The organism is Xanthomarina sp. GH4-25 (genome assembly GCF_045363175.1).
Taxonomy (GTDB): Bacteria; Bacteroidota; Bacteroidia; order Flavobacteriales; family Flavobacteriaceae; genus Xanthomarina.
In genome coordinates this window covers 427,007-449,838 of sequence record NZ_JBJFLO010000001.1, presented here as the reverse complement: position 1 = coordinate 449,838, position 22,832 = coordinate 427,007, and the positions used below count along the sequence as shown (strand labels likewise).

The 22,832-nt window shown below is 31.6% G+C and carries 21 protein-coding genes; 11 read left to right on the top strand and 10 right to left on the bottom strand.

From position 1 onward, the window contains the following. Positions 1-9 precede the first annotated feature (9 nt). Together ACI5KZ_RS02100 and recR are read right to left on the bottom strand one after the other, a co-directional pair. The gene (locus tag ACI5KZ_RS02100; RefSeq protein WP_406846728.1) at positions 10-1,116 is read right to left on the bottom strand and encodes a glycosyltransferase family 2 protein; all 1,107 of its coding nucleotides are present in this window, start codon (positions 1,114-1,116) and stop codon (positions 10-12) included. Positions 1,117-1,126: 10 nt separating this feature from the next. Continuing rightward, positions 1,127-1,744 carry a recombination mediator RecR gene (recR, locus tag ACI5KZ_RS02095; protein ID WP_406846727.1) on the bottom strand — a complete coding sequence of 206 codons (618 nt, stop codon included), beginning with the start codon at positions 1,742-1,744 and terminating at the stop codon, positions 1,127-1,129. 123 nt (positions 1,745-1,867) lie between these two features. On the opposite strand from recR, the gene ACI5KZ_RS02090 reads away from it, so the two are divergent. After that, positions 1,868-3,304, top strand: a complete 1,437-nt coding sequence (locus tag ACI5KZ_RS02090; RefSeq protein ID WP_406846814.1) for a sodium:solute symporter — start codon at positions 1,868-1,870, stop codon at positions 3,302-3,304. Here ACI5KZ_RS02090 and ACI5KZ_RS02085 read toward each other — a convergent pair. After that, a complete protein-coding gene (locus ACI5KZ_RS02085; protein WP_406846726.1) occupies positions 3,281-3,643 on the bottom strand; it encodes a CoA-binding protein in 363 nt (120 codons plus the stop codon). The genes ACI5KZ_RS02090 and ACI5KZ_RS02085 overlap by 24 nt on opposite strands. Positions 3,644-4,056: 413 nt before the next feature. Next, positions 4,057-5,067, bottom strand: a complete 1,011-nt coding sequence (locus ACI5KZ_RS02080; protein WP_406846725.1) for a 3-oxoacyl-ACP synthase III family protein — start codon at positions 5,065-5,067, stop codon at positions 4,057-4,059. Between the two features lie 169 nt (positions 5,068-5,236). On the opposite strand from ACI5KZ_RS02080, the gene ACI5KZ_RS02075 reads away from it, so the two are divergent. Further along, a complete protein-coding gene (locus ACI5KZ_RS02075; protein WP_406846724.1) occupies positions 5,237-7,669 on the top strand; it encodes a prolyl oligopeptidase family serine peptidase in 2,433 nt (810 codons plus the stop codon). Between the two features lie 109 nt (positions 7,670-7,778). Here the strand turns inward: ACI5KZ_RS02075 and ACI5KZ_RS02070 are convergent, their stop codons facing one another. Then, positions 7,779-9,347: a GMC oxidoreductase gene (locus ACI5KZ_RS02070; RefSeq protein WP_406846723.1), complete on the bottom strand. Its 1,569-nt coding sequence runs from the start codon at positions 9,345-9,347 to the stop codon at positions 7,779-7,781. Between the two features lie 187 nt (positions 9,348-9,534). Here ACI5KZ_RS02070 and htpG point away from each other — a divergent pair, with 187 nt between their 5' ends. The 3 genes from htpG (at position 9,535) to ACI5KZ_RS02055 (ending at position 12,285) form a co-directional block, all read left to right on the top strand. Further along, entirely contained in the window at positions 9,535-11,445 is a 1,911-nt protein-coding gene (htpG, locus tag ACI5KZ_RS02065) for a molecular chaperone HtpG (protein ID WP_109307861.1), read from the top strand. A 187-nt stretch (positions 11,446-11,632) separates the two neighbouring features. Then, positions 11,633-12,082 (top strand): hypothetical protein, encoded by a 450-nt coding sequence (locus ACI5KZ_RS02060; protein WP_406846722.1) that lies wholly within the window; start codon positions 11,633-11,635, stop codon positions 12,080-12,082. A 2-nt stretch (positions 12,083-12,084) separates the two neighbouring features. Further along, entirely contained in the window at positions 12,085-12,285 is a 201-nt protein-coding gene (locus tag ACI5KZ_RS02055; RefSeq protein ID WP_109307859.1) for a helix-turn-helix transcriptional regulator, read from the top strand. Positions 12,286-12,414: 129 nt separating this feature from the next. Here ACI5KZ_RS02055 and ACI5KZ_RS02050 read toward each other — a convergent pair whose 3' ends face one another. Together ACI5KZ_RS02050 and ACI5KZ_RS02045 are read right to left on the bottom strand one after the other, a co-directional pair. Further along, positions 12,415-13,182, bottom strand: a complete 768-nt coding sequence (locus ACI5KZ_RS02050; RefSeq protein WP_109307858.1) for a hypothetical protein — start codon at positions 13,180-13,182, stop codon at positions 12,415-12,417. 281 nt (positions 13,183-13,463) lie between these two features. Next, positions 13,464-14,321, bottom strand: a complete 858-nt coding sequence (locus ACI5KZ_RS02045) for a YitT family protein (protein WP_109307857.1) — start codon at positions 14,319-14,321, stop codon at positions 13,464-13,466. A 475-nt stretch (positions 14,322-14,796) separates the two neighbouring features. On the opposite strand from ACI5KZ_RS02045, the gene ACI5KZ_RS02040 reads away from it, so the two are divergent. Continuing rightward, complete coding sequence (locus ACI5KZ_RS02040) at positions 14,797-16,038, top strand: DEAD/DEAH box helicase (RefSeq protein WP_406846721.1); 1,242 nt, start codon at positions 14,797-14,799, stop codon at positions 16,036-16,038. 51 nt (positions 16,039-16,089) lie between these two features. Here the strand turns inward: ACI5KZ_RS02040 and ACI5KZ_RS02035 are convergent, their stop codons facing one another. Continuing rightward, the gene (locus ACI5KZ_RS02035) at positions 16,090-16,503 is read right to left on the bottom strand and encodes a hypothetical protein (RefSeq protein ID WP_109307855.1); all 414 of its coding nucleotides are present in this window, start codon (positions 16,501-16,503) and stop codon (positions 16,090-16,092) included. Beyond that, positions 16,484-17,074, bottom strand: coding sequence for an RNA polymerase sigma factor (locus ACI5KZ_RS02030; RefSeq protein WP_406846720.1), 591 nt, complete (start codon positions 17,072-17,074; stop codon positions 16,484-16,486). Before ACI5KZ_RS02030 ends, ACI5KZ_RS02035 begins: the two co-directional genes overlap by 20 nt. Positions 17,075-17,227: 153 nt before the next feature. Between ACI5KZ_RS02030 and ACI5KZ_RS02025 the strand changes: the two genes are divergently transcribed. The 5 genes from ACI5KZ_RS02025 (at position 17,228) to ACI5KZ_RS02005 (ending at position 22,107) form a co-directional block, all read left to right on the top strand. Then, entirely contained in the window at positions 17,228-17,575 is a 348-nt protein-coding gene (locus ACI5KZ_RS02025) for a DUF6249 domain-containing protein (protein ID WP_109307853.1), read from the top strand. Positions 17,576-17,699: 124 nt separating this feature from the next. Then, the gene (locus ACI5KZ_RS02020; RefSeq protein ID WP_406846719.1) at positions 17,700-18,680 is read left to right on the top strand and encodes a hypothetical protein; all 981 of its coding nucleotides are present in this window, start codon (positions 17,700-17,702) and stop codon (positions 18,678-18,680) included. Positions 18,681-18,798: 118 nt separating this feature from the next. Further along, positions 18,799-20,634, top strand: coding sequence for a Xaa-Pro dipeptidyl-peptidase (locus tag ACI5KZ_RS02015; protein ID WP_109307851.1), 1,836 nt, complete (start codon positions 18,799-18,801; stop codon positions 20,632-20,634). Between the two features lie 112 nt (positions 20,635-20,746). Continuing rightward, positions 20,747-21,502: a DUF6597 domain-containing transcriptional factor gene (locus ACI5KZ_RS02010; RefSeq protein WP_406846718.1), complete on the top strand. Its 756-nt coding sequence runs from the start codon at positions 20,747-20,749 to the stop codon at positions 21,500-21,502. A 65-nt stretch (positions 21,503-21,567) separates the two neighbouring features. Then, positions 21,568-22,107, top strand: coding sequence for a hypothetical protein (locus ACI5KZ_RS02005; protein ID WP_109307849.1), 540 nt, complete (start codon positions 21,568-21,570; stop codon positions 22,105-22,107). Here ACI5KZ_RS02005 and ACI5KZ_RS02000 read toward each other — a convergent pair. Continuing rightward, on the bottom strand, positions 22,104-22,784 hold the full coding sequence (locus ACI5KZ_RS02000; RefSeq protein ID WP_109307848.1) for a uracil-DNA glycosylase family protein: 681 nt from the start codon (positions 22,782-22,784) through the stop codon (positions 22,104-22,106). The genes ACI5KZ_RS02005 and ACI5KZ_RS02000 overlap by 4 nt on opposite strands. Positions 22,785-22,832: the final 48 nt, after the last annotated feature.

The window sequence follows — 22,832 nt, the reverse complement described above, 5'->3', positions numbered from 1 at the left end:
TTTCTTCAATTAATTATTTTTTATACAAATGACTTCTCCGCGACTTTTAGAACTATTCGAGCCTAAAATAAACCCTGCATTTTTAAGCAAAAATTTAAAATAACTTGGTTGTTTTTGATTATTACTTGCCACCAAATCTATCGCTTTTTTAAAGCCTAAAAAATGTGTGTCTAAAATATATTCGAATTTTGGAATATAATTATCTACTGTTTCTTGTGCAACCACGTTTTTACTTAAAACATCTTGGATGTTTTGGTTAAATTCATTTGAAATAAGAACATAACCTTTAACTTGATTTGAATAGGCTTCTCCTTTTGGAAAGAAGATAGACACTATTTTAATTCCAATCCAAATTAAGATATTAAAAAGCCAATTGGCTTTAAAATGCTTTTCGAAAAACAATTGCATCGAGCCATTAAAACGTTTGGCATAGGTTTTATCTTTTAAAGTACTCTCGCCCTTAAAATGAATGACGGAAGTTTTTGGATTGTAATAATTATGATAACCTGCTTTTAATACTTTATAAGATAGATCTAAATCTTCGCCATACATAAAATAATCTTCATCGAACCCTCCAACTTCAACATATACACTTTTTTTTAAAAGCATGAAAGCTCCAACAAGAATAGGCACTTTTCCAATATTGTTTTCATTTAACTGGCTTGCGTAATAAGGTTTTGAAAAGCCAAGAATTTTTTTAATTGAAACCATTGGTGTAGGAACATTGCGTTTACTTTCTGGAAGAAATTGTCCTTTACCATCAATGAGTTTACAACCCAAAATTCCTAAATCAGTTTTTGTTTCTGCAAATTTTAAAAGAATTTCAAAGGTGTCTTCTGCAACAACCGTATCTGGGTTTAAGATGCATAAATAGTCACCATTTGCTTGTTTAACACCTATATTATTTCCTTTAGAAAAGCCGTCGTTAGATTTGTTTTCAATAAGTTTCACCTTAGGAAATAGTTCTTTCACCATCTGGCAACTATCATCTGGAGAATTATTATCAACAACAATAATTTCAGCATCCATATTGACAACTGCTGCTTCGACACTTCTTAGACATAATTCTAAAAAATGGCGCACGTTATAATTTAATATGATGATGGATAATTTCAAATAAAGATAATTAAGATTTTAGTGAGGCTTCAAATGGTATGCGATTAATAATGCTTCGACCAAGCGTGATTTCGTCTGTATATTCCAATTCGTTTCCAACCGAAATACCTCTTGCTATTGTAGACGTTGTTACTTGATAATCCTGAATTTGTTTATAAATATAAAAATTGGTGGTATCTCCTTCCATCGTAGAACCTAATGCAAAAATAAGCTCCTTAACAATACCATGTTTTACTTTTTCTACTAAGGGATGAATGTTTAAATCGTTTGGACCAATACCATCCATGGGTGAAATTTTCCCTCCCAAGACATGATATAAGCCTTTAAACGAACTGGTGTTTTCAATTGCCATGACATCGCGTATATCTTCTACCACGCATATAATTTCATTATTTCTGTGTGGATTGGCACAAATTTCACAAACATCTGTATCGCTAATATTATTACAACTTTTACAAAATTTAATATCTATTCTCATAGATTCTAATGCTTTTGCCAATTGAAGGGTTTGATCCTCAGGCTGTCTCAATAAGTGCAATACCAAACGCAAAGCTGTTCGCTTTCCAATTCCTGGTAATTGCGACATTTCATTCACAGCTTTTTCTAAAAGTTTAGACGAAAATTCCATAGCTGCGAATTTACTATTTAGCCACGAATTTCACTAATTTTCACAAGGCTTTTAAATAAATTATACTTCGTTTGGATTTTGGAATTTAATATTTGTAATTTGAAAACTGAAAAACCTGTTTCTATGAATGCGACTCAAATTATCTTACTTATTTTATCCTACTTCGGAGTTTTAATTTTAATCTCTTATTCTACAGGAAAAAAATCTGGTAACGATGCTTTTTTTAAAGGAAACAAACAATCTCCTTGGTTTGTAGTTGCTTTTGGAATGATTGGAGCTTCACTCTCGGGAGTGACTTTTATTTCTGTTCCTGGCTGGATTGAAGCGTCGCAATTTAGTTACATGCAGGTGGTTTTGGGTTATATTGTTGGATATTTAGTTATTGGTACAGTTTTACTTCCTTTATATTACAAATTAAATTTAACCTCCATTTACACCTATTTAGAGGAACGTTTTGGTGATTATTCTTATAAGACTGGAGCTTCTTTTTTCTTAATTTCCAGAATTGTTGGAGCTAGTTTTAGACTGTTTCTAGTAGCCAATGTCTTGCAAGTTATTCTTTTTGATGAGATTGGTATTGCCTTTTGGCAAACAGTTATTATTACCGTATTACTTATTTGGTTATATACGTTTAAATCTGGTATAAAAACCATTGTTTGGACAGACACATTACAAACGCTCTTTATGTTGATAGCTGTTGGTGTAACCATTTATTTTGTAAGTGATGAATTGGGTTTAACAGGAGGCAATATTTTAGGCTTTGTATTAGATAGCGATCTTTCTAAGACCTTCTTTTTCGACGATTTTAAATCCAGTAATTACTTTTGGAAACAGTTTATTTCTGGTGCTTTTATAGCTATTGTTATGACAGGTTTAGACCAAGACATGATGCAAAAGAACCTAACCTGTAAAACGCTGAAAGATGCTCAGAAAAATATGTTTTGGTTTACTATTGTTTTAACGGTTGTCAACTTTATCTTTTTATGTTTGGGCTTACTATTAACCGTTTATGCAGAACAAAATGGTATTGACGCACACAAAGATGATTTATTTCCGATTTTAGCCAAAAATCACCTAGGAATTGGTGTGTTTGTATTCTTTCTTATTGGGTTAATTGCAGCTGCCTACAGCAGTGCAGATAGTGCTTTAACAGCATTAACAACCTCTTTTAGTATAGATATTTTAGATATTGAAAAGAAACTGGACGAAAAAGCCCAAGTTGCTAAAAGGAAACAAATTCACGTACTTTTTTCAATCGTTTTAATTCTTGTAATTATATCTTTTAAATATCTCATAAAAGATGAAAGTGTTATAGCCAAACTTTTTGTGTTTGCTGGATATACGTATGGACCTTTACTAGGTTTGTATGCTTTTGGATTGTTTACCAAATGGCAGGTAAGAGATAAATTGGTTCCTGTAATCGCCATTCTTTCACCTATCTTATCTTATGTAATTAGTGTGAATAGTGCAATCTGGTTTGGTTTTGAATTTGGCTTCTTTATCTTAATCTTAAATGGGTTCTTAACTTTCTTGGGGTTAATACTGATTCGTAGAAAGTAAGACTAAAGTACAAGCGACTTCAAAATCGATTTCATGCATTTTTAAAATATTATAAAACTCCGGGTTTTCAGTCCCTGGATTAAAAATAACGCGATTAGGTTTTAAAGATAAAATATAATCGTAATAAGCTTTTTGATTGTTTGGGTTTAAGTAAAGAGTTACTGTATCAATATCCTTATAAGGCATTAAATCGGTATCAATTTGTACACCATTTACTGTTCCTTGTTTTAATCCTATTGCGAATACTTCATGACCAGATTGCACCAATCGGTTGACTGCTATATTAGAGTATCTACTAGCATTTAAAGAAGCTCCAAGTACTAAGGCCTTTTTTTTCATTTGTTAAAGTCTGTTAAGTATTGTTAAAAAGAGTAACAATACCCAAAAATAGGCGTCTATATAGTAAATACAAAATAAGTTATCTTAAAATAAACTTATAATAATATTTAATAGCCTACATAATAGTTGATGGTTAGTGTTAAGTCTGGCTATTAAATAAGAAAACCCAAAACATGATGTTTTGGGTTTTTGATTTTAGAATTGTTAAATGATAGTTAAATATAGACATGGATGAAATAAAATCGTCTTTTCTACGTCTATATAATAAGTGATAAGTTTTTAAGTAATCAAACTATAAAAAACTTTTTATGGTTAGTGTTAGTTAAAATTGGTTAGTAGTGAAAAACCCGAAACAGACTTGTTTCGGGTTTTTTGTATTTTATATTCTAATTCACTTTCATTTAGAAACCAGACTACCATTTAATTATAACAGATCCCCAAGTAAATCCACTACCAAAAGCAGCAAGTACCACAGTATCTCCTTCTTTTACTTTTCCTTCTTCCCAAGCTTCAGTTAAAGCTATTGGAATAGAGGCAGCAGTTGTGTTTCCATATTTTTGAATGTTATTAAAAACTTGGTCGTCTGTAAGCTTAAACTTCTTTTGAATAAATTGTGCAATTCTTAAATTGGCCTGATGAGGAATAAGCATATCTATATCATCGATTTCTAAATTATTTTTTTGTAATCCTTCATTGATTACTTCACTAAAACGAACCACAGCATTTTTAAAGACAAATTGCCCATTCATATAAGGAAAATAACTATCGTCGTCCGGATTATCATCTGCAAGAATATCATTAATCCAACGTTTTCCCATTCCAGGAGCAACAAGCACTAATTCTTCTGCATGCTCTCCTTGTGAATGAAGGTGGGTCGATAATATACCTTTACTTGAATCTTCTTCTCTAGTTAAAACGGCTGCTCCTGCTCCATCTCCAAAAATAACTGAAACCCCTCTACCTCTATCTGTTTTATCCAAACCATGAGAGTGTAATTCACTCCCAATTACTAGCACATTTTTATACATGCCTGTTTTAATAAAATTATCGGCTACAGATAATGCATATACAAATCCAGAACATTGGTTTCTTACATCTAATGCTCCAACGGTTTTAATATCAAGAGCATGTTGTACCTGCACACCTGGACCTGGAAAATACATGTCTGGACTTAAAGTTGCAAACACAATAAAATCGATCTCGTCTTTATCAATTCCAGATCGTTCAATAGCTATTTTAGCAGCTTTTATTCCCATAACCGATGTGGTATCACCAGAACCAGGTTTAACCCAACGTCTTTCCTGGATACCTGTACGTTCTTGAATCCATGCATCGTTGGTGTCCATCATTTTTGACAAATCATCATTAGTCACCACATTATCAGGAACATATTTTCCTAAACCAATAATTTTTGAATTATACATAAATAAACAATTTAGTTATTTAATCAGGTTTGCAATTTAATCATTAAAAATAGTATTCTCATAATTATTGATTTTAAATATAAATTTCATAAAATTTCATCTTTTTAACACGCTTTTAATAATTTCAAACCTAAGTTTTAGTAGCTTTAAAAACCAAAATACAAACCACATGAAAACATCTTTATTTCACCTGTTTTTGTTTGTTACTTTTTTAAGTTTCGGACAAGAAAATTTAACTTATCAAAAACCTCATCAAAACATTCTAGAACTTGCCGAAGCTCCTTTAGCTCCAAGCATTAGAATGGATAGTAAAGGAAATAACATTGTCTTTTTATATAGAAGCAATTTTAAAAGTATTGAAGAACTATCTGAAACCGAAATGCGCTTAGGAGGATTACGCATCAATCCTGTAACAAACATTGGTAGTAGAACCAGATATTATATAGATATAAAGGTTAAAAACGGCATAGACGCCAAAGAAACAGCTGTTTCAGGACTGCCAGAAAATGGTAGATTTGCTAATTTCTCATGGTCTCCTAACCAAGAATATATGGCTTTTACAAATACCATACCTTCGGGAGTAGAACTTTGGATTGTTGATGTTAACAAGGCTAAAGCAACAAAAATTAGTCAGGCAAATTTAAATGCAAATATAGGAAGTCCGTTTACATGGTTTAAAGACAGTAAATCTCTAATAGTAACGACGCTTCCAACCAATAGAAAATCATTAATAGACACTAAAGAAGCTATTCCTACTGGACCTACGATTTCTATTAGTGAAGCTGGTGTTGAAGCACAAAACAGAACTTATCAAGATTTACTTAAAAACAAAAACGACGAATATAATTTTGAGCTTTTAACACACGCAGAATTATTTAAAATAAATATTGACGGTTCATCCAGCCTTTGGAAAAAAAGCGATATGTATCGAGATATATCCTTTTCTCCAGACGGGAATTATGTCATGGTTACAACTATTAACAGACCTTTTTCTTATTTGGTGCCTTATTATAGGTTTCCCTCAACAACAACAATTTATAAATCTAATGGCGATTTTGTAAACACGTTTTTAGAAGTCCCATTAATTGAAGATTTACCTAAAGGCTTTATGGCAGAAAGAACTGGAAAAAGAGATGTAACTTGGAGACACGACAAACCAGCAACCTTAGTTTGGACAGAGGCCTTAGATGGTGGAGATCCAGAAAACGATGTGCCATTTAGAGACGAAGTATTCCAACAAGATGCTCCTTTTACTGGAAAAGTAACCTCGCTTTTAAAAACAATAGATCGTTTTAGATTTATACAATGGGGAAATAATAATACTGCATTAGCTTATGATTATTGGTGGAATACCAGAAACACCAGAACGTATCTTTTTAATCCATCGGATAATAGTCAAGAACCAAAAATTGTTTTCGATAGAAATTATCAAGATGTCTACAGCAATCCAGGAAGTTTTGTTTCTACTAAAAATGATTTCGATGAATCTATTTTAGATTTAGATAATAATAATGCTTATCTCATTGGTGATGGTTATAGCGATGCTGGAAAATTTCCTTTTATCGATGAAATAAATTTGGGAAATTTAGAAACCACTAGATTGTACCAATCGACCTTATCGGAACAATTAGAAGATATTTCTATGGCTTTAAACGCCAAACAAGGAGAATATGTTGTAAGAATTGAATCTAAAAATGAATACCCTAACTATTACGTTCGGAATATTAAAAAACGTATTGGACTACAACCATTAACACAATTTGAAAATCCTTTTAAAAGCATTCAAGATGTTCAAAAAGAAGTAATTAAATACAAACGTGCAGATGGTTTAGAATTAACAGGAACCCTTTATTTGCCTACTAATTACGAAGTAGGAAAAAAATACCCAATGGTTATATGGGCTTACCCTCAAGAATTCAAAGACAAAAGTAGTGCTGGACAAAACACCAAAAGCTCGAACGAATTTACGTATCCTTGGTATGGATCACCTATTTATTGGGTAACCAGAGGTTATGTGGTTTTAGACGATGCTTCTTTCCCTATTGTTGGTGAAGGAGACGAGGAACCTAATGATACGTTTATAGAGCAATTAGTTTCCAATGGAAAAGCTGCCATAGACGCTGTGGATGCTTTAGGATATATAGATAGAAACAAAGTAGCTGTTGGTGGCCATAGTTATGGGGCCTTTATGACAGCCAATTTATTATCGCATTCAAATTTATTTGCAGCAGGAATAGCTAGAAGTGGAGCTTATAATAGAACTTTAACACCTTTTGGTTTCCAGAGTGAAGAACGTAATTATTGGGAATCCCCAGAAGTTTATTACAACATGTCGCCTTTTATGCATGCTGATACTATGAAAACACCTTTACTTTTAATTCATGGTGAAGCTGATAATAATTCTGGAACATATCCTTTACAAAGTGAACGTTATTTCAACGCACTTAAAGGATTAGGAGCTCCCGTTAGATTGGTTATGTTACCTAAAGAAAGTCATGGATATGTCGCTAAAGAGTCTGTTCTACACATGCTTTGGGAACAAGATGAATGGTTGGAAAATAATGTAAAAAACAAACCAGAAACATCTGAAGGCACACATTAATAAAAATTAATTAAAGGAATAAAAAAACCACCAAATTGGTGGTTTTTTTTATGTCTTAAAATGCAGTTGAGCACTGCAAATCTATTGATTTTACTTTTCAGACATCATATTAAATCATTTTCGCATTAATATGACTCATGGCATGTTCAGAAATAGCCGTAATAGATAAAGAGGGGTTCACTCCTGGATTTGCTGAAATCATTGAACCATCACAAACCAACATGTTTTTATAACCAAAAACTTTATTGTGTTTATCAATTACTCCTTTAGTTGCATCTTCAGCCATGACAGCTCCTCCCAGAATATGCGCTGTGGTTGGAGTTCCTAACAGAGCATCCGTAAAGTTAGCATAGGGAATTCCGTTTACTTTCTTGGCAACCTGCTTACCTAATTCCATAGCTTCAGGAATAAAAGCACTCGGTTTTGGTCCAGATTCTTTAACGGTTTTCATTTTGGTAAACTTGCCTAATTTCATTTGTAGTGTACTATCCAAAGTTTGCATAAACAATAAGATAGTTGTTCGTTGTGCATAATTTTTTGAAAAGATGGTTTTAAAAAACCTAGAAGGTTGTTTAAAAAATAAACCAACAATTCCTAACAATCTAAATAGTACAAACTTATTATGAATAGTTGGCATGGTTAAAGTTTTTGAAAAACTGGAACCTTCACCATAACGCACAGGTTCTAAATGGCTATTTTCGTCTGTATGTAAAATAGAACCAATAGCAATTCCCTTGGAATAATCTTTTGGATTTTTATCTGTTGATGTCACTAATAACAACGATTCATTATTGGTTCTAATGTTTTTCCCTACAGCATTAGATAAATTAAGTAAGGAAGATTTTTTTAGTTTTAATAACAATGGAACCGTTCCCATAACGCCACCTGAAAAAATAACTCCTTTTGCCGTAACACTTGCTTTTGCTTTTCTTCCTATACTAGATTTAAAGTCAATTTTATAACCATCTGAACCATCTTTATTTCCTAGCACAGACACATTATAAACTTCTTTTTCGGCTAAAATTTCAGTCCCTAATTGTTGTGCTAAATGCAGGTAATTTTTATCCAACGTATTTTTGGCATTGTATCTACATCCTGTCATGCAAGCACCACAAAACACACAGCCTGTTCTATCTGGACCTTTGCCATTAAAATATGGATCTGCTACTTTTTTACCAGCTTCACCAAAATATACAGCCACTTTGGTAGCTTCAAAATGAGCTTCCTTTCCAATGTCTTTCGCCAAGTCTTTTATTAATAAATCCGATTCGTATAATTTCGGATTTGTTTCTGCTCCTAACATTTTATAAGCCGTATCATAAAATGGCTTTAGTTGGTTCTCCCAATTATTTAAATTGGCCCAACTTCCAGTTTTAAAAAACTCCCTTTTAGGAATCGGCAATGTATTAGCATACGTTAAAGAACCTCCACCAACGCCAACACCAGAAAGAACCGTCACGTGATTTAAAAAAGTCATTTTAAAAATACCATGAAGTTTTGCTTTAGGTTCCCAAAGCCACTTTTTTAAGTTCCAGTTGGTTTTTGGGAAGTCTTTATCATGAAACCATTTTCCTTTCTCAATGACTAAAACTTTATAGCCTTTTTCAGACAGTCTTAATGCAGATACAGATCCTCCAAAACCACTTCCAATAATCACATAATCGTAATCTAAATTCACTATAGATTTGTTTTTTATAAAACTAAAAATATTATTCGGCTTTCATAGATAATTCAAAATGAATTTCATGGTGTCAGTTTGTCACTTATTCATGCTTGGCATTTTTGTTGTTTTATTGAATACATTAGAAATAAACATATTATTAATTAGATTTCTTCCTTTGAAGGAATTATAAATACATTACACTATGACAAAAGGAAATATTAATGTTTCGGTAGAAAATATCTTTCCATTAATTAAAAAATTCCTGTATAGCGATCACGAAATCTTTTTACGTGAGTTAATAAGTAACGCTACAGATGCCACTTTAAAACTGAAACATTTAACAAGTATTGGAGAAGCTTCAGTAGAATATGGCAATCCAAAAATTGAAATTAAAATCGATAAGGAAGGAAAAAAACTTCATATTATCGATCAAGGTTTAGGAATGACAGCTGAAGAAGTTGAAAAATACATCAACCAGATTGCTTTTTCAGGTGCTGAAGAGTTTTTAGACAAGTATAAAGATTCTGGAAAAGATTCTGGAATTATTGGGCATTTTGGTCTTGGCTTTTATTCAGCCTTTATGGTTGCTGAAAAAGTAGAAATCATCACAAAATCTTTTAAAGACGAGCCTGCAGCACATTGGACCTGCGATGGAAGTCCGGAATTCACTTTAGAACCTCATGACAAAACGGATAGAGGGACAGAAATCATCCTTCATATTGCTGAAGATTCTACAGAGTTTTTAGAAGAAGCGCGTATAAACAGTTTACTTACTAAGTATAATAAGTTTATGCCTATTCCTATTAAATTTGGAACTAATGAGGTAAACGATCCTGATTTTACACCGCAAACAACAACTGATAAAGATGGTAAGGAAACCACCGAGCCACACAAACAAATAACCGTTGATAACATCATCAACAACCCGAATCCTGCTTGGACCAAACAACCAGCAGAATTAGAAGATGAAAACTATAAAAGTTTTTACAGAGAATTGTATCCAACGCAATTTGAAGAGCCTTTATTCCACATTCACTTAAATGTAGATTATCCATTTAATCTTACTGGAATCTTGTATTTCCCTAAGATGACGAATGATTTAAACATTCAGAAGGATAAAATTCAATTATACCAGAATCAGGTTTTTGTAACCGATAATGTGGAAGGAATTGTTCCAGAATTTTTAACCATGTTACGTGGTGTAATTGATTCTCCAGACATTCCTTTAAATGTTTCTCGTTCTTATTTACAAGCCGATGGTGCAGTTAAAAAGATATCCTCTTACATTACTAGAAAAGTTGCCGATAAATTAAAATCGTTGTTCAACAATAACAGAGAAGATTTTGAAGCTAAATGGAACGATATTAAAATTGTGATTGAATACGGGATGCTTTCTGAAGATAAATTCTTTGAAAAAGCAGATGCTTTTGCATTATATCCAACTGTTGATGGAAAATATTATACGTATGAAGAGCTTTTCAATAAAGTAAAAGCCAATCAAACAGATAAAGACGGAAAATTAGTACTTCTTTATGCATCTAATGAAGATGCACAACATAGTTATATTGAAGCTGCTAAAACTAAAGGTTACGAAGTGTTATTATTAGATTCTCCAATTATTAGTCATTTAATGCAAAAACTGGAATCTACTAAAGAGAATATTACGTTTACTCGTGTAGATGCAGATCATGTTGATAATTTAATTAAGAAAGATGACACGAAGATTTCTAAATTAACCGAAGAGCAAAAATCAGCATTGGAAACCCTATTAAAGGAAGTGATTCCTGCTGAAAAATTCTCGGTACAATTGGAAACTATGGATAGCACTGCCACACCATTTATGATTACGCAACCAGAGTTTATGCGTAGAATGAAAGAGATGCAGCAAACTGGTGGTGGTGGAATGTTTGGAATGGGTAACATGCCAGACATGTACAACTTGGTTGTAAACACAAATTCTGATTTAGTTAGTGAAATTTTAGCTACTAAAACCAAAAAGAAACAAGAACGTTTAATTACACAAAGTTTAGACTTAGCCAGATTATCTCAAGGGCTTTTAAAAGGTGAAGAACTTACTAATTTTATCAAGCGTAGTTACGAGATGATAAAATAGTTTAAACAACACATCTTACTAGATTTTATAATACCAAACCACTTTGATGCTTTTCAAAGTGGTTTGTTAATTTAAAAAATATCTAAAAATATTTTTTTATTTCATAATGTAAAGTATATTTGTCATTATATAAAACTTGCTTTCCTTTTTGGAAAGATTGTTTGTCAAAAAAAAAAAAAAAAAACTTATGGAAAAAAAGAATTTTATAGACTGTGAGCGTAAACAATTTACTAAGCTTTTAAAATTTAGGTTACCCAACACATTTATGTTTGTAGGTATTACCATAGCTGCACTATCAATAGTATCTATGTTTGTAAATGCCTTTGTATTAGAAGGAGATAATCACTGGTTAAAATTACTTTCACAAAAAACCTTATTAATCGGCATGTTAATCATGTCTATTAGTAAAGATAAAATAGAAGATGAAATGACCATTCAACTAAGGTCGCAATCTTATATGATAGCTTTTATTGTAGGTGTTATTTATGCCATGTTTATGCCTTATGTGGAATTTGGCGTTTCTAATATGGTTCATAATGGTGGAGAAAATTATAAAGATTTGGGCGATTTCCAAGTACTTTTGTTTATGCTCATGATTCAGTTAATGTTTTACCATAATTTAAAACGTTACAGATAATTATGGAGAATACTTTAAAATTAGAACGTGTTATTTTAAATTTAACACAAGATGAATTAGCGCAAAAAATAGGCGTCTCTAGGCAAACTATCAATTCTATTGAAGCTAATAGATATGTACCTTCAACGGTTTTAGCATTAAAACTTTCTGAAGTCTTTGACAAACCTGTTAATGATTTTTTTAAACTTACTAAAGATGATTAGACAGATATTTTTATAGTTTCAAGTAACGCAAAAATGACATCAATTATTTTTAAATAATTCAGATATTAAAAACTAAAAAACCACCTTAAAATCAGGTGGTTTTTTTAATAAAATTGGTTGGTTAATTGGTTAGTCGCCACTCAGGTTTTTATTATACACCCAGATTTCATCAAAGGTGTCTTCAAATAAATCGTCTCTTGCGTCTAGAAAATTTTGAAAACTATTTTCCCCATGAAGTTTTTCGAAAGCCTCTTTAAAATTTGGACCTTCTTTATCAAATTCCGTCCAGTTTTTACTAAACCCAACAGATGCTACATGTCTTCCAAGGTCTCCTTGCAAGAAATTATTATAATATAATCCCCAAGGGTTTTCACCAGGCATAGATTTTAGAGTAGTACTTACTTTCTTAAAAAAGTCTTTCATAAGGTATTGATGGTCATCAGCTAACTCCATTATTCTTACAAATAAAATTGGATATTTAACTTCATCTCCTGCAAGTAAACTGGTATTAGATAACTCATCATCTTGAGACCAATATTCAACAGTTTGAACTTTTTTAACATACGGCATCACATTGTCTCTCCAATCAGCATCATGTGCTCCTCTTGGTCTGGAGTCGTTGTGTTTAAACATCATTGGACCCATTTGCCAAATAATGTTTCCAGCATTTGGTCCAGTTGTAATGTTAAATACAAAAGCATTAAAATGACCTTCGCTATGGTACGTTTGGTTATGCTTTCTCATGTTCTCACCAAACGTTTTCAAATTGGCGTAATCTGGAGTTAACATAACGTTTTGCCACATAGTGTAATCTTTTGATTCTTGAGAGTTCGCGTTAATTGACACTCCTAAAACCATGACTAGCATCATTGCAGATGCGATAGTTTTTTTAAACATAATTATAAAATTTAGTTGATTAATAGCACTATTTGTAACGATTGCAAATAGAAAAAAATTAATAATAAAAAAGTGATAATGATATAATAAATGGATAAAAACAAAGCCATTTAAGATAAGGATCAGCTTTGGGAGGTGTTTAAAGTAAATAATTATTTGTCAGTAAATCAAATGATTACGGACGAATTAGCGGTTTCATTGTCCGAAGGATGCTTTTTGTTTATCGGAAATAAAAAAGCTACCTAAAAACAGGTAGCTCAATATCTTATTTTATGTCTATTTTAATCTGTCACACTGTTAGATTCTAAAACTGTAATAGTTGCATTTGGATCTATTTTATAAATAAGTTCTCTTACCATTTCAATTTTTTTAGTATTCTTGGTAATAAGAATCAACTTTCCATTGGCATCATAATGGATTAATTTTAAAATTCCATCTGTATGTTTCTTATTCTTTAATATGGACTCTTGAATTAATATATTTTTAGAAGAAAACACAAACAATGTCATGTTTTTAAGCGACTTTTTCATAAAATATTCAATCGTTTTACTAATGGCAATTATAGCAATAATACTATAAGCTGCCATGGTAAAATCTTCAAAAACTAAGACACCTAATAAGATAACAATACCATCAATAATTAATATTAATTGATTGTATGGTAATTTTATTTTTGTTGCTAAAATTCTAACCAAGATATCGTTGCCACCCGTTGTTGCTCCTGCATTCATAACTATAAAAACCGAGAGACCTATAATAACACCTCCAAAAACAGAGGAGACTAAGACATCTTCAACATAAATTTTATTGTTCAATAAATTTGAAAATACATCTATATAAAACGACACCAAAACCATTGAAAAGGCCGTTTTAATACCCGTTTTAACACCTAGCACTTTTGTTCCCCATAAAAGCAAAGGAATATTTATCATCAAAGCTAAAAGACCAATAGATAATCCGGTTAACTTATTAATAACAATACTCAGTCCTAGAATCCCTCCAGGTACAATATTATGTGGAATTATAAATACCACATAAGTAATAGCTAACAATACAGAGCCAGCAAAAACCCAAGTATAACTTTTAAGTTCTTTAAGTACAATGTCTTTTTTTAATGTGAGTATGAATCTGTTTTTCATGATGCATTTCAATAAAAAAATCCCTTTGATTAAATGTTAATCAAAGGGATTTTAAATTATAATATAAATATATTTTATTCTCTTTGATAAATAGTTATTGCCTTACACATAAACTTACGTGTAATCTTATTAGTCTTACAAATTGGTTTCATCTTAAATAAATTCATTTTTAAAGTTTAGTAAATAAAAAAAGCGTTCTAACAATTAGTAGAACGCTTTTAAAATATTTTAAATATATAGTACGCTCTAGCCCTTGGAAAATTTCCAATTCATCTTACAAATGCTATGTATGCGATTATTTCTCATATTGAAGCAACAAATTTATAATTAATTTTTAAGAGGCATGATATATTTAGTCTTTTTTTTATATTTTTTTGAAATGCCGTCAAAATGAGACGAATTAATAAGACGAAAATGTATCCTTCACAAATTGAATCCTTTAAAATTCATCTATCTTTGTCGAAAATTAAGACACATGTCATTTAAAGACTTACAACTTATAGATCCTCTTTTAAAAGCCATTGAAGAACAGGGTTATACCACTCCTACTCAAGTTCAAGAAAAAACCATTCCTTTAGTTTTAGCAAAAAAAGATGTCATTACTTCTGCTCAAACAGGAACTGGCAAAACTGCTGCTTTTGCATTACCTATTTTGCAATTGCTTTCAGATAAACAAGATGCACCAAAAAGAGGAAAAAAAATAAAAGCGCTTATTGTTAGTCCTACAAGAGAATTGGCATTACAAATTGGAAATAATTTTAAGGCCTATGGTAGACATACCAATCTACGAACTACTGTTATTTTTGGAGGTGCTTCTATAGAACCACAAATTGATGTTTTAACTAAAGGGGTAGATATATTAGTTGCAACTCCTGGACGTTTAATCGATTTGTACAAACAAGAGGTTATTACTTTGGAACACATTGAAATTTTAGTTTTAGATGAAGCTGACTTAATGTTAGACATGGGTTTTATAGACGATGTTAAGCAAATTGAAAGTTTATGTCCAAAACAGAAGCAGATCCTTTTATTTTCGGCAACCATGCCATTTAAGGTTGAGCAACTTGCCAACACCATTCTAAATAACCCAGAACGTATTGAAGTTCATACAACGTTATCATCAGCAAATAATATTGGGCAGGTGTTGTATTATGTTCCAAAACGCAACAAAATAGAATTGTGTTTACACTTATTAAGAAACGAAATAAAAGGTAGTATCTTAATTTTTAGACGCACTAAATTTGGAGTGGATAAATTAGAACAAACCTTAATTAAAAACAATTATCAAGTAGAAACACTTCATGGTGATAAATCTCAAACCGATAGACAAACAGCATTAAAAAAGTTTAAAAGTGGTCAAGTAAATATTCTTGTAGCTACAGATGTTGCTGCTCGTGGGATTGATATTAACGAATTGGATGCCGTAATTAATTTCGATTTACCTAACATTCCAGAAACTTATGTTCATAGAATTGGAAGAACTGGTCGTGCTGGAAACTCTGGTATGTCTTATTCTTTCTGTGGTGCAGATGAAAAAGCCTATGTACAAACCATCCAACAATTACTTCAAATCCAGATTCCTGTTGAAGAATTACATCCTTATCCCTTAGATCCAAACACCAAAGCTGAAATTCATAAATCGAAACAAACAGCAAGCAAACATAAAAAAGGCAGAAAAAGTGCTGCTTCTAGAAAGAAGAAAAAACGCTGGTATTGATTTAGTGTTTAGTGTTTAGTGTTTAGTGTTTAGTGTTTAGTGTTTAGAAGTTTAGAAGTTTAATCTTTTATCGAAATAGTTTTTAAGCAACGGAATTTGGATACAAACCATAATTCCAAATAGAATAAGAGCGTATAAACTTGTCGTTGACAGTTTTACTCCTGAAAGTAGATTAGGCATTTTAAAATTTGAAAGGACACTAAAATCTATAACATCAAACCAGTCACTACTTTGAAAATCACCAGTAATCAAAACAAAAACTACAAAAGCCAAAACAATTAGAATTAAAAATACCCAACCTGTTTTAGTGATTAAAGGTTTATATAAAGTTACATCACTTTTAGAAGAAGTTGTAACTTGTTGCATGACTTGAGACGTAAAATCCAAAGAAGGGGCTTCTAAAACAGAATCCTTCATGACTTTACTCACTAATTTTTCTATATGTTTATCTACGTTCTCTTTCATAATGTTTAATAATTTCTGGTTCAATACGTTGTTTTAAAATAACCATTAATTTTTTTCTACTTCTAAAGAGTTTTACTTTTACGTTATTTGCTGTTAAACCAACAACTTTGGCAATTTCATCTAGAGATTGTTCTTCAAAATAATAAAGAGTTAGTAAAAATCCGTCTTCATTTGGCAACAAATTTAAACAATCCTGTATGGCTTGTTTACGTTCGTCTGCAACCATATTCTCTAAGGCGTTGTCTATGGTCTTAACTTGATGTTCTGTATACTCATCAATAGCAATTTCGTTATATTTTCTTTTATTCTTTTTTATTCTATCTAAACAGGTGTTATAAGCTACTTTATAAATCCATGTTGAAAATTTTGAGTCTCCTTTAAATTTAGACAATGATTTATAGGCTTTAATAAACGTATCTTGCGATACTTCTTCTGCTTCCTCTCTATGTTTTAACATGCGCAACGCCAAAGTAAAAACCAAGTCTTTATAACGATCTACTAAAATTGCAAATGCATTAGTATCGCCTTCGGTTATTTGATTGATGAGTATTTGGTCGTTGTTGGTGGTCATTTATATTAAGACGACAATAGTTTATAAATGGTTACACTTTTATTAAAAAAAGATTTATAAAAAATAATTTTACTTTTTTATGTAACCTAAACTCAAGACGAGTCGTCATAAGCTATGAACACATTAAAATTAATCAATTAAAAACAAACAATTATGGGATCAGAATTAATTATCATACCAATTATATTTGGAGCAATTTTCGGAGTATTTTACTTATACTTTTCTACTAGAAACAAAGAACGCTTAGCGCTTATTGAAAAAGGTGCCGATGCAAGCATTTTTATTAAAGGCAAGCAAAGTACTGCTCCAATATGGAAGGTCTTTATTTTAAACCTTGCCTTATTATTAATGGGCATTGGGGTTGGAGTTTTTATAGCATCTATATTAGAAAGTTACACAACTCTTGATGATGATGCTGTATATCCAGCAACCATATTCTTTATGGCTGGAGCTGGTTTATTTTTAGGCTTTAAAATGACTAAAGATTTAGATAAAGAATAATCTATTACAATGTAACACACTTTTAAACCTGCTATTTTATCCATAGCAGGTTTTTTATTTTGATTTTTTTAGATTTGAATCTGTATCTTTAAAGATTATAAAACAATTGCAATCAATTCATAACATGTATAAAATACCTGCATTTTTATTATTTATATGTCTTTCAATTAACTGTTTCTCCCAAACTGCAGTTATAGATTCTCAAACAAAACACCCTGTGTCTTACGCAACTATTTCGTTTGGAAATGGTCAAGGCGTGTTTGCAGATGATGAAGGGACATTCATGTTTACAAAAAAAATATATCCAGATATCGATTCACTTTTTGTTTCTGCTTTAGGGTTTAAAGATTTACATATTTCATCGGAAAACCTACCAGACACATTACATTTAGTGCCATATATAGACAAATTAGATGAAGTGGTTGTTCGAGCCAAACTAGATAGAAAATACAAAGAGGAATCTATGGAGCCTTACCTAGACGACGATTATTATAAATGTTGGTTACCAACTATTGAATCTGAAATTGCTGTCTATTTTAAAAACCCAGATGATAAACTCAAAAAATTAACTGAAGTCCATTTTCCTATAGCTTTAGAATCTAAAGATTGGGAGAAAAGACATAAGTCCAATGCTGAAAAAAAGCCTTTTTCAACTTTATTTAAAGTGAATGTATACCAGAACAACAACGGCTTTCCTGGCAAACCATTAACTTATCAAAATATGGTTTTTAGAGTCACTGAAAAACATGGCGATGCTTTTACTTTAGACGTATCTGGCCAAGATATTTATATTCCAGAATCTGGTTTATTTATTTCGCTTCAGGTATTAGGTTATACCGATAAAGTAGGGAAACTTTTACCTAATAAAAAATATAAGGAAATTAAATCCAGAGGTCAAACTGTGAAAATTCCAACCAATTTTAGACCTCTACTTCCATTTACCAACGAAATTCCAGAAAATAACACGTTTATAAAACGTGTCTTTTTAAATAGAAACCAATGGATTCAATTTAAAAAAGGAAATGTAGACGATTCTAGTTTGATAAAAGCTGGATTGAACAACTATGGTATGGGAATTACATTTAATGTCTATAAAGACGAATAACTCTAGATGTACTTTTTATAACTTAGGAACAGTACCATATTATCTAACTTGTTTTTAAATAATAAAAAAACGACCTTAGTAAGCATCAAAGACCATTCACATTAAGAATTTATAAATTATGAAAACATCCTTTAAATTATTACTATGCCTGCTATTTTTATTCAGTTATACAGTTTCCTATTCACAAGAAAAGGCTGTGCCTGTTTTTGAAAATGGCGAAGCTCAGATTGTCCCAGAATTTAGTAAACCGGAAAGCTGGATAAGACACGATTTATGGGTTGAAACCGAATTTGATACCGATGGAGATAACAATCCAGATAGAATGCATGTGTCTGTTACAAGACCTCCTCAAACAGATTCTGAAGACTTAAAATTACCAGTTATTTATGTGTCTAGCCCTTATTTTGCTGGAGTAGCAAGAAATGAAGATGGCCTTTTTTGGGATGTCAAACATGAACTAGGTGAAGCAGCCAAAGCACGTACTCATGTTGAAGTAAAACGTATAGGAGAAAGACCAATTATTTCAAACTCACATATTTTAAAATGGGTGCCTAGAGGCTATATTGTTGTACATTCTTCATCTCCAGGAACTGGACTTTCAGACGGCTCTCCTACTGTAGGTGGTGATAACGAATCTTTAGCTCCTAAAGCAGTTATCGATTGGTTATGTGGTCGTGCTAAAGGGTATACAGAAAGAGATGGTAATGAAGAAGTAAAAGCTTATTGGTCTACCGGAAAGGTTGGTATGACAGGCACTTCATATAACGGAACTATTCCTCTAGCTGCTGCAACTACAGGAGTTGAAGGTCTTGAAGCTATAATTCCAATTGCACCAAACACATCCTACTACCACTATTACAGATCGAATGGTTTGGTTAGGTCTCCAGGAGGATATTTAGGTGAAGATATTGATGTGCTATACGATTTCATCCATAGTGGAGACGAATCGAAACGAGCTTATAGCAACGAAGTCGTAAGAGATACCGAAATGAAAAATGGTATGGACAGAATTACAGGGGATTATAACGATTTCTGGGCTGGACGTGATTATATAAACGATATGAAACCTATGAAAGCTGCTCTATTGATGTCTCATGGGTTTAACGATTGGAATGTGATGCCTGAACATAGTTATAGAATATACGAACAAGCAGTAAAACAAGGTATTCCATCTCAAATTTATTATCATCAAAACGGACATGGTGGACCTCCACCAATGACGATGATGAACCGTTGGTTTACTCATTATTTATTTGGCATTGATAATGGTGTTGAAAACGATGCAAAAGCCTGGATCGTTAGAGAAAATGATGCTCCTGAAAATCCAACAGCCTATAAAGATTATCCAAATCCAGAAGCTTCTTTAGTGAGCTTACATCCTCATTCTGAAGGCTTAAAAACTGGAAAATTAGCAATCGGAAAATCTAAAAAACAAGACAAAGAAACGCTAGTTGACGATTATAATTTTTCAGGTATCGATTTAGCGCAAGCAGAAAGTTCTAACAACCGTTTATTATATGTCACATCAACACTTTCAAAAGATATTCACCTATCTGGAACAGCTAAAATAACTGTTAACATTGCAAGTAGTAAACCGGCTGCAAACCTTTCGGTTTGGTTGGTATCTCTACCATGGAATGGAGATAAAAACGCTAAGATTACTGATAATATTATTACTCGAGGTTGGGCAGATCTTCAAAATTATAAATCGCTCACTGAAAGCGAACCTTTAGAACCAGGAAAATTCTATAGCATGACATTCGATTTACAACCAGATGATCAAATAATTCCTAAAGGACAACAAATAGGTTTAATGATTTTTTCTAGTGACAATCAATACACCATATTGCCAAATCCAGGAACAGAACTAACATTAGATTTGGAGAATACGACTCTTAGCTTACCAGTTGTTGGAGGTGAAAAAGCATTAGAAATTGCTTTAAAAGCACATTAAAAAAACTCACGATATTGCATGATTCTAAAAACCAGAGTATTAAACTCTGGTTTTTTTTTGAACTGTTTATTGAAATTGAAATATTACAATATTATATTGTAACTTTAATTTAATGAAATATATAGAACACCCACCTGACAGTATTTTAAAAGAAATTATTCAAAATTATTGGAAATTCGAGGTTTTAGATTTCCCAGATTTAAAATTTCCATTGAATCATGAAACCTTACCAGAAAGCACAGTTTCTTTAGTACTTATTAATCAACCATATTTTAATGGTGTTAGATTAATGGGACCACATAATATAAAATACACGCAATCAATATTCCCAAATTCAATTTTTCTTGGTGTTAGATTTCACCCTTGGATTATTATAAAATCTTTAATAAACAACAAAGCTAATATTCTTAACAAAACTATAGATACAAGTACATCAGTTCAAAATCATTTTAAAGACATTTCTATTAAAGTAGGGTTTGACAACTTTAAGTTAATAGATAAACAATTAATAAAAATTTTAAATACTGTAGAAATAGAAAAAAATAATCTCGTGAAGTTTATTTGCTTAGAGTTAAGTTTAGGGAAACCCATTTCAGAGGTAATCATCCAAATACCAATTTCTACTCGAGTCATTCAAAAAAAATTCAAAGAGGTCACAGGAGTTACCATGAAACAATATTCCAAGATTGAAAGACAAAGAAACACATGGAAATCTATTATTCTAGAAAGGAAAAATCAGATGGATGCAATTTTAGACAATGGTTATTATGATCAATCTCATTTTATAAATGAATTTAAAAAAATCATGAATCGTTCTCACAATGATTTTCAATCATATCTATTATCTGTTGAAATGGCATTCCATTAAATTGACGTTTTTTTACAAGACTTCATAGCTATTTTTCTGTAATTTTAAATATTAAATTATAAATTATGAAAACTCTTATAAGCTACATTATTATTACTTTATCAATTTCCTATTCTGTTTATTCACAAGATTTTGAAGTATCAGATACAAATGTTATGGAACCACTTCAATTTATGTTAGGCAAATGGGAAGGAAATGCTTGGTCTATGACACGTGATGGTAAAGTTGAGTCTAATATTTCAGAACATATATATTGCAAAACAAATTGTAATATTATGGTTGCTGAAGGTTTAGGCACAAAGATAAATCCAGAAACCAATGAAACTGTTATCGTACATGATGCATTTGGAATTATGTATTTAGATCCTGACACTAAAAAATTAACTTTAAGAGCTTATAAAGACAATAAAATTTCTATATCTGAAATTGAATTAATTGAAGATAAAGTTATAAGATGGGAAATGACAATTCCAAACCAAGGCACTGCTAGGTTTACCAGTGATTATAGTACAGAAAACACTTGGATTGAAGTTGGCGAATTTAGCAGAGATGGTGAAACTTGGATACAGTTTTTAGGCATGGAACTTATCCGAATAGACAATTAAAAAAACTCACGATATTGCATGATTCTAAAATCCAGAGTATTAAACTCTGGTTTTTTTTGTTTGAGTTGTTTGTACAATGGCATACTTCCTACAGCTCTGTTTGCTGCTCCTGATGGTGCTGTTAAAGAGACTGTTTTAATGATGCGTTTCTTTGAAACAGATTCCCACGCTTCGCTCGGAATGACAAACTGATGAATTCTAGGCACTTCATTGGAAACCAATTCCAGTTTCAGATTATACTCTTTTAAATGTTTTCTAAAAAAATATTCAGGACCATTTTTACTGTTCCCTCCTGTAAATAATAACGTATCTACTTTTGGGTATTGTTTTAAATAGCTTATTAAATCTCTTAGCTTAATGTTTTGCATGCCTAAATCAGATGCATCCATTTTAACTCGTTCGGCAGATTCAACAATATCGCAAACACCAATGCCTCTATCTATTAAAAATTGTTTGCGTTGTTGTATAGCTGATTTTGTTGTTTCATATTTCAAATTTAATTGAAATAAAGCATCTAAAATTTTCCATAATTGCCCATCACTACTTCCATAACAAAAATCGACATCTGCAGGTTTTAAATCTCCAATGGTAAACCTTGGAGGTGGTAACGTACCAACTATTAATTTGGTAGCGTATTCCGGAATAAATGGTTTGTATGGGTGTTGATGTTTGAACATGAAACTCTTGATTTATAAGCTTATTTTTTGTATCTTATGTATAACTTA

Coding starts and splice junctions, on each gene's coding strand:
- ACI5KZ_RS02030 (WP_406846720.1), bottom strand. CDS start 17,074: ATGACCACCAACAACGACCAAATACTCATCAATCAAATAACCGAAGGC.
- ACI5KZ_RS02085 (WP_406846726.1), bottom strand. CDS start 3,643: ATGAAAAAAAAGGCCTTAGTACTTGGAGCTTCTTTAAATGCTAGTAGA.
- ACI5KZ_RS02020 (WP_406846719.1), top strand. CDS start 17,700: ATGTATAAAATACCTGCATTTTTATTATTTATATGTCTTTCAATTAAC.
- ACI5KZ_RS02090 (WP_406846814.1), top strand. CDS start 1,868: ATGAATGCGACTCAAATTATCTTACTTATTTTATCCTACTTCGGAGTT.
- ACI5KZ_RS02080 (WP_406846725.1), bottom strand. CDS start 5,067: ATGTATAATTCAAAAATTATTGGTTTAGGAAAATATGTTCCTGATAAT.
- ACI5KZ_RS02025 (WP_109307853.1), top strand. CDS start 17,228: ATGGGATCAGAATTAATTATCATACCAATTATATTTGGAGCAATTTTC.
- ACI5KZ_RS02045 (WP_109307857.1), bottom strand. CDS start 14,321: ATGAAAAACAGATTCATACTCACATTAAAAAAAGACATTGTACTTAAA.
- ACI5KZ_RS02010 (WP_406846718.1), top strand. CDS start 20,747: ATGAAATATATAGAACACCCACCTGACAGTATTTTAAAAGAAATTATT.
- ACI5KZ_RS02000 (WP_109307848.1), bottom strand. CDS start 22,784: ATGTTCAAACATCAACACCCATACAAACCATTTATTCCGGAATACGCT.
- ACI5KZ_RS02040 (WP_406846721.1), top strand. CDS start 14,797: ATGTCATTTAAAGACTTACAACTTATAGATCCTCTTTTAAAAGCCATT.
- ACI5KZ_RS02075 (WP_406846724.1), top strand. CDS start 5,237: ATGAAAACATCTTTATTTCACCTGTTTTTGTTTGTTACTTTTTTAAGT.
- ACI5KZ_RS02060 (WP_406846722.1), top strand. CDS start 11,633: ATGGAAAAAAAGAATTTTATAGACTGTGAGCGTAAACAATTTACTAAG.
- recR (WP_406846727.1), bottom strand. CDS start 1,744: ATGGAATTTTCGTCTAAACTTTTAGAAAAAGCTGTGAATGAAATGTCG.
- ACI5KZ_RS02005 (WP_109307849.1), top strand. CDS start 21,568: ATGAAAACTCTTATAAGCTACATTATTATTACTTTATCAATTTCCTAT.
- ACI5KZ_RS02055 (WP_109307859.1), top strand. CDS start 12,085: ATGGAGAATACTTTAAAATTAGAACGTGTTATTTTAAATTTAACACAA.
- ACI5KZ_RS02015 (WP_109307851.1), top strand. CDS start 18,799: ATGAAAACATCCTTTAAATTATTACTATGCCTGCTATTTTTATTCAGT.
- htpG (WP_109307861.1), top strand. CDS start 9,535: ATGACAAAAGGAAATATTAATGTTTCGGTAGAAAATATCTTTCCATTA.
- ACI5KZ_RS02035 (WP_109307855.1), bottom strand. CDS start 16,503: ATGAAAGAGAACGTAGATAAACATATAGAAAAATTAGTGAGTAAAGTC.
- ACI5KZ_RS02050 (WP_109307858.1), bottom strand. CDS start 13,182: ATGTTTAAAAAAACTATCGCATCTGCAATGATGCTAGTCATGGTTTTA.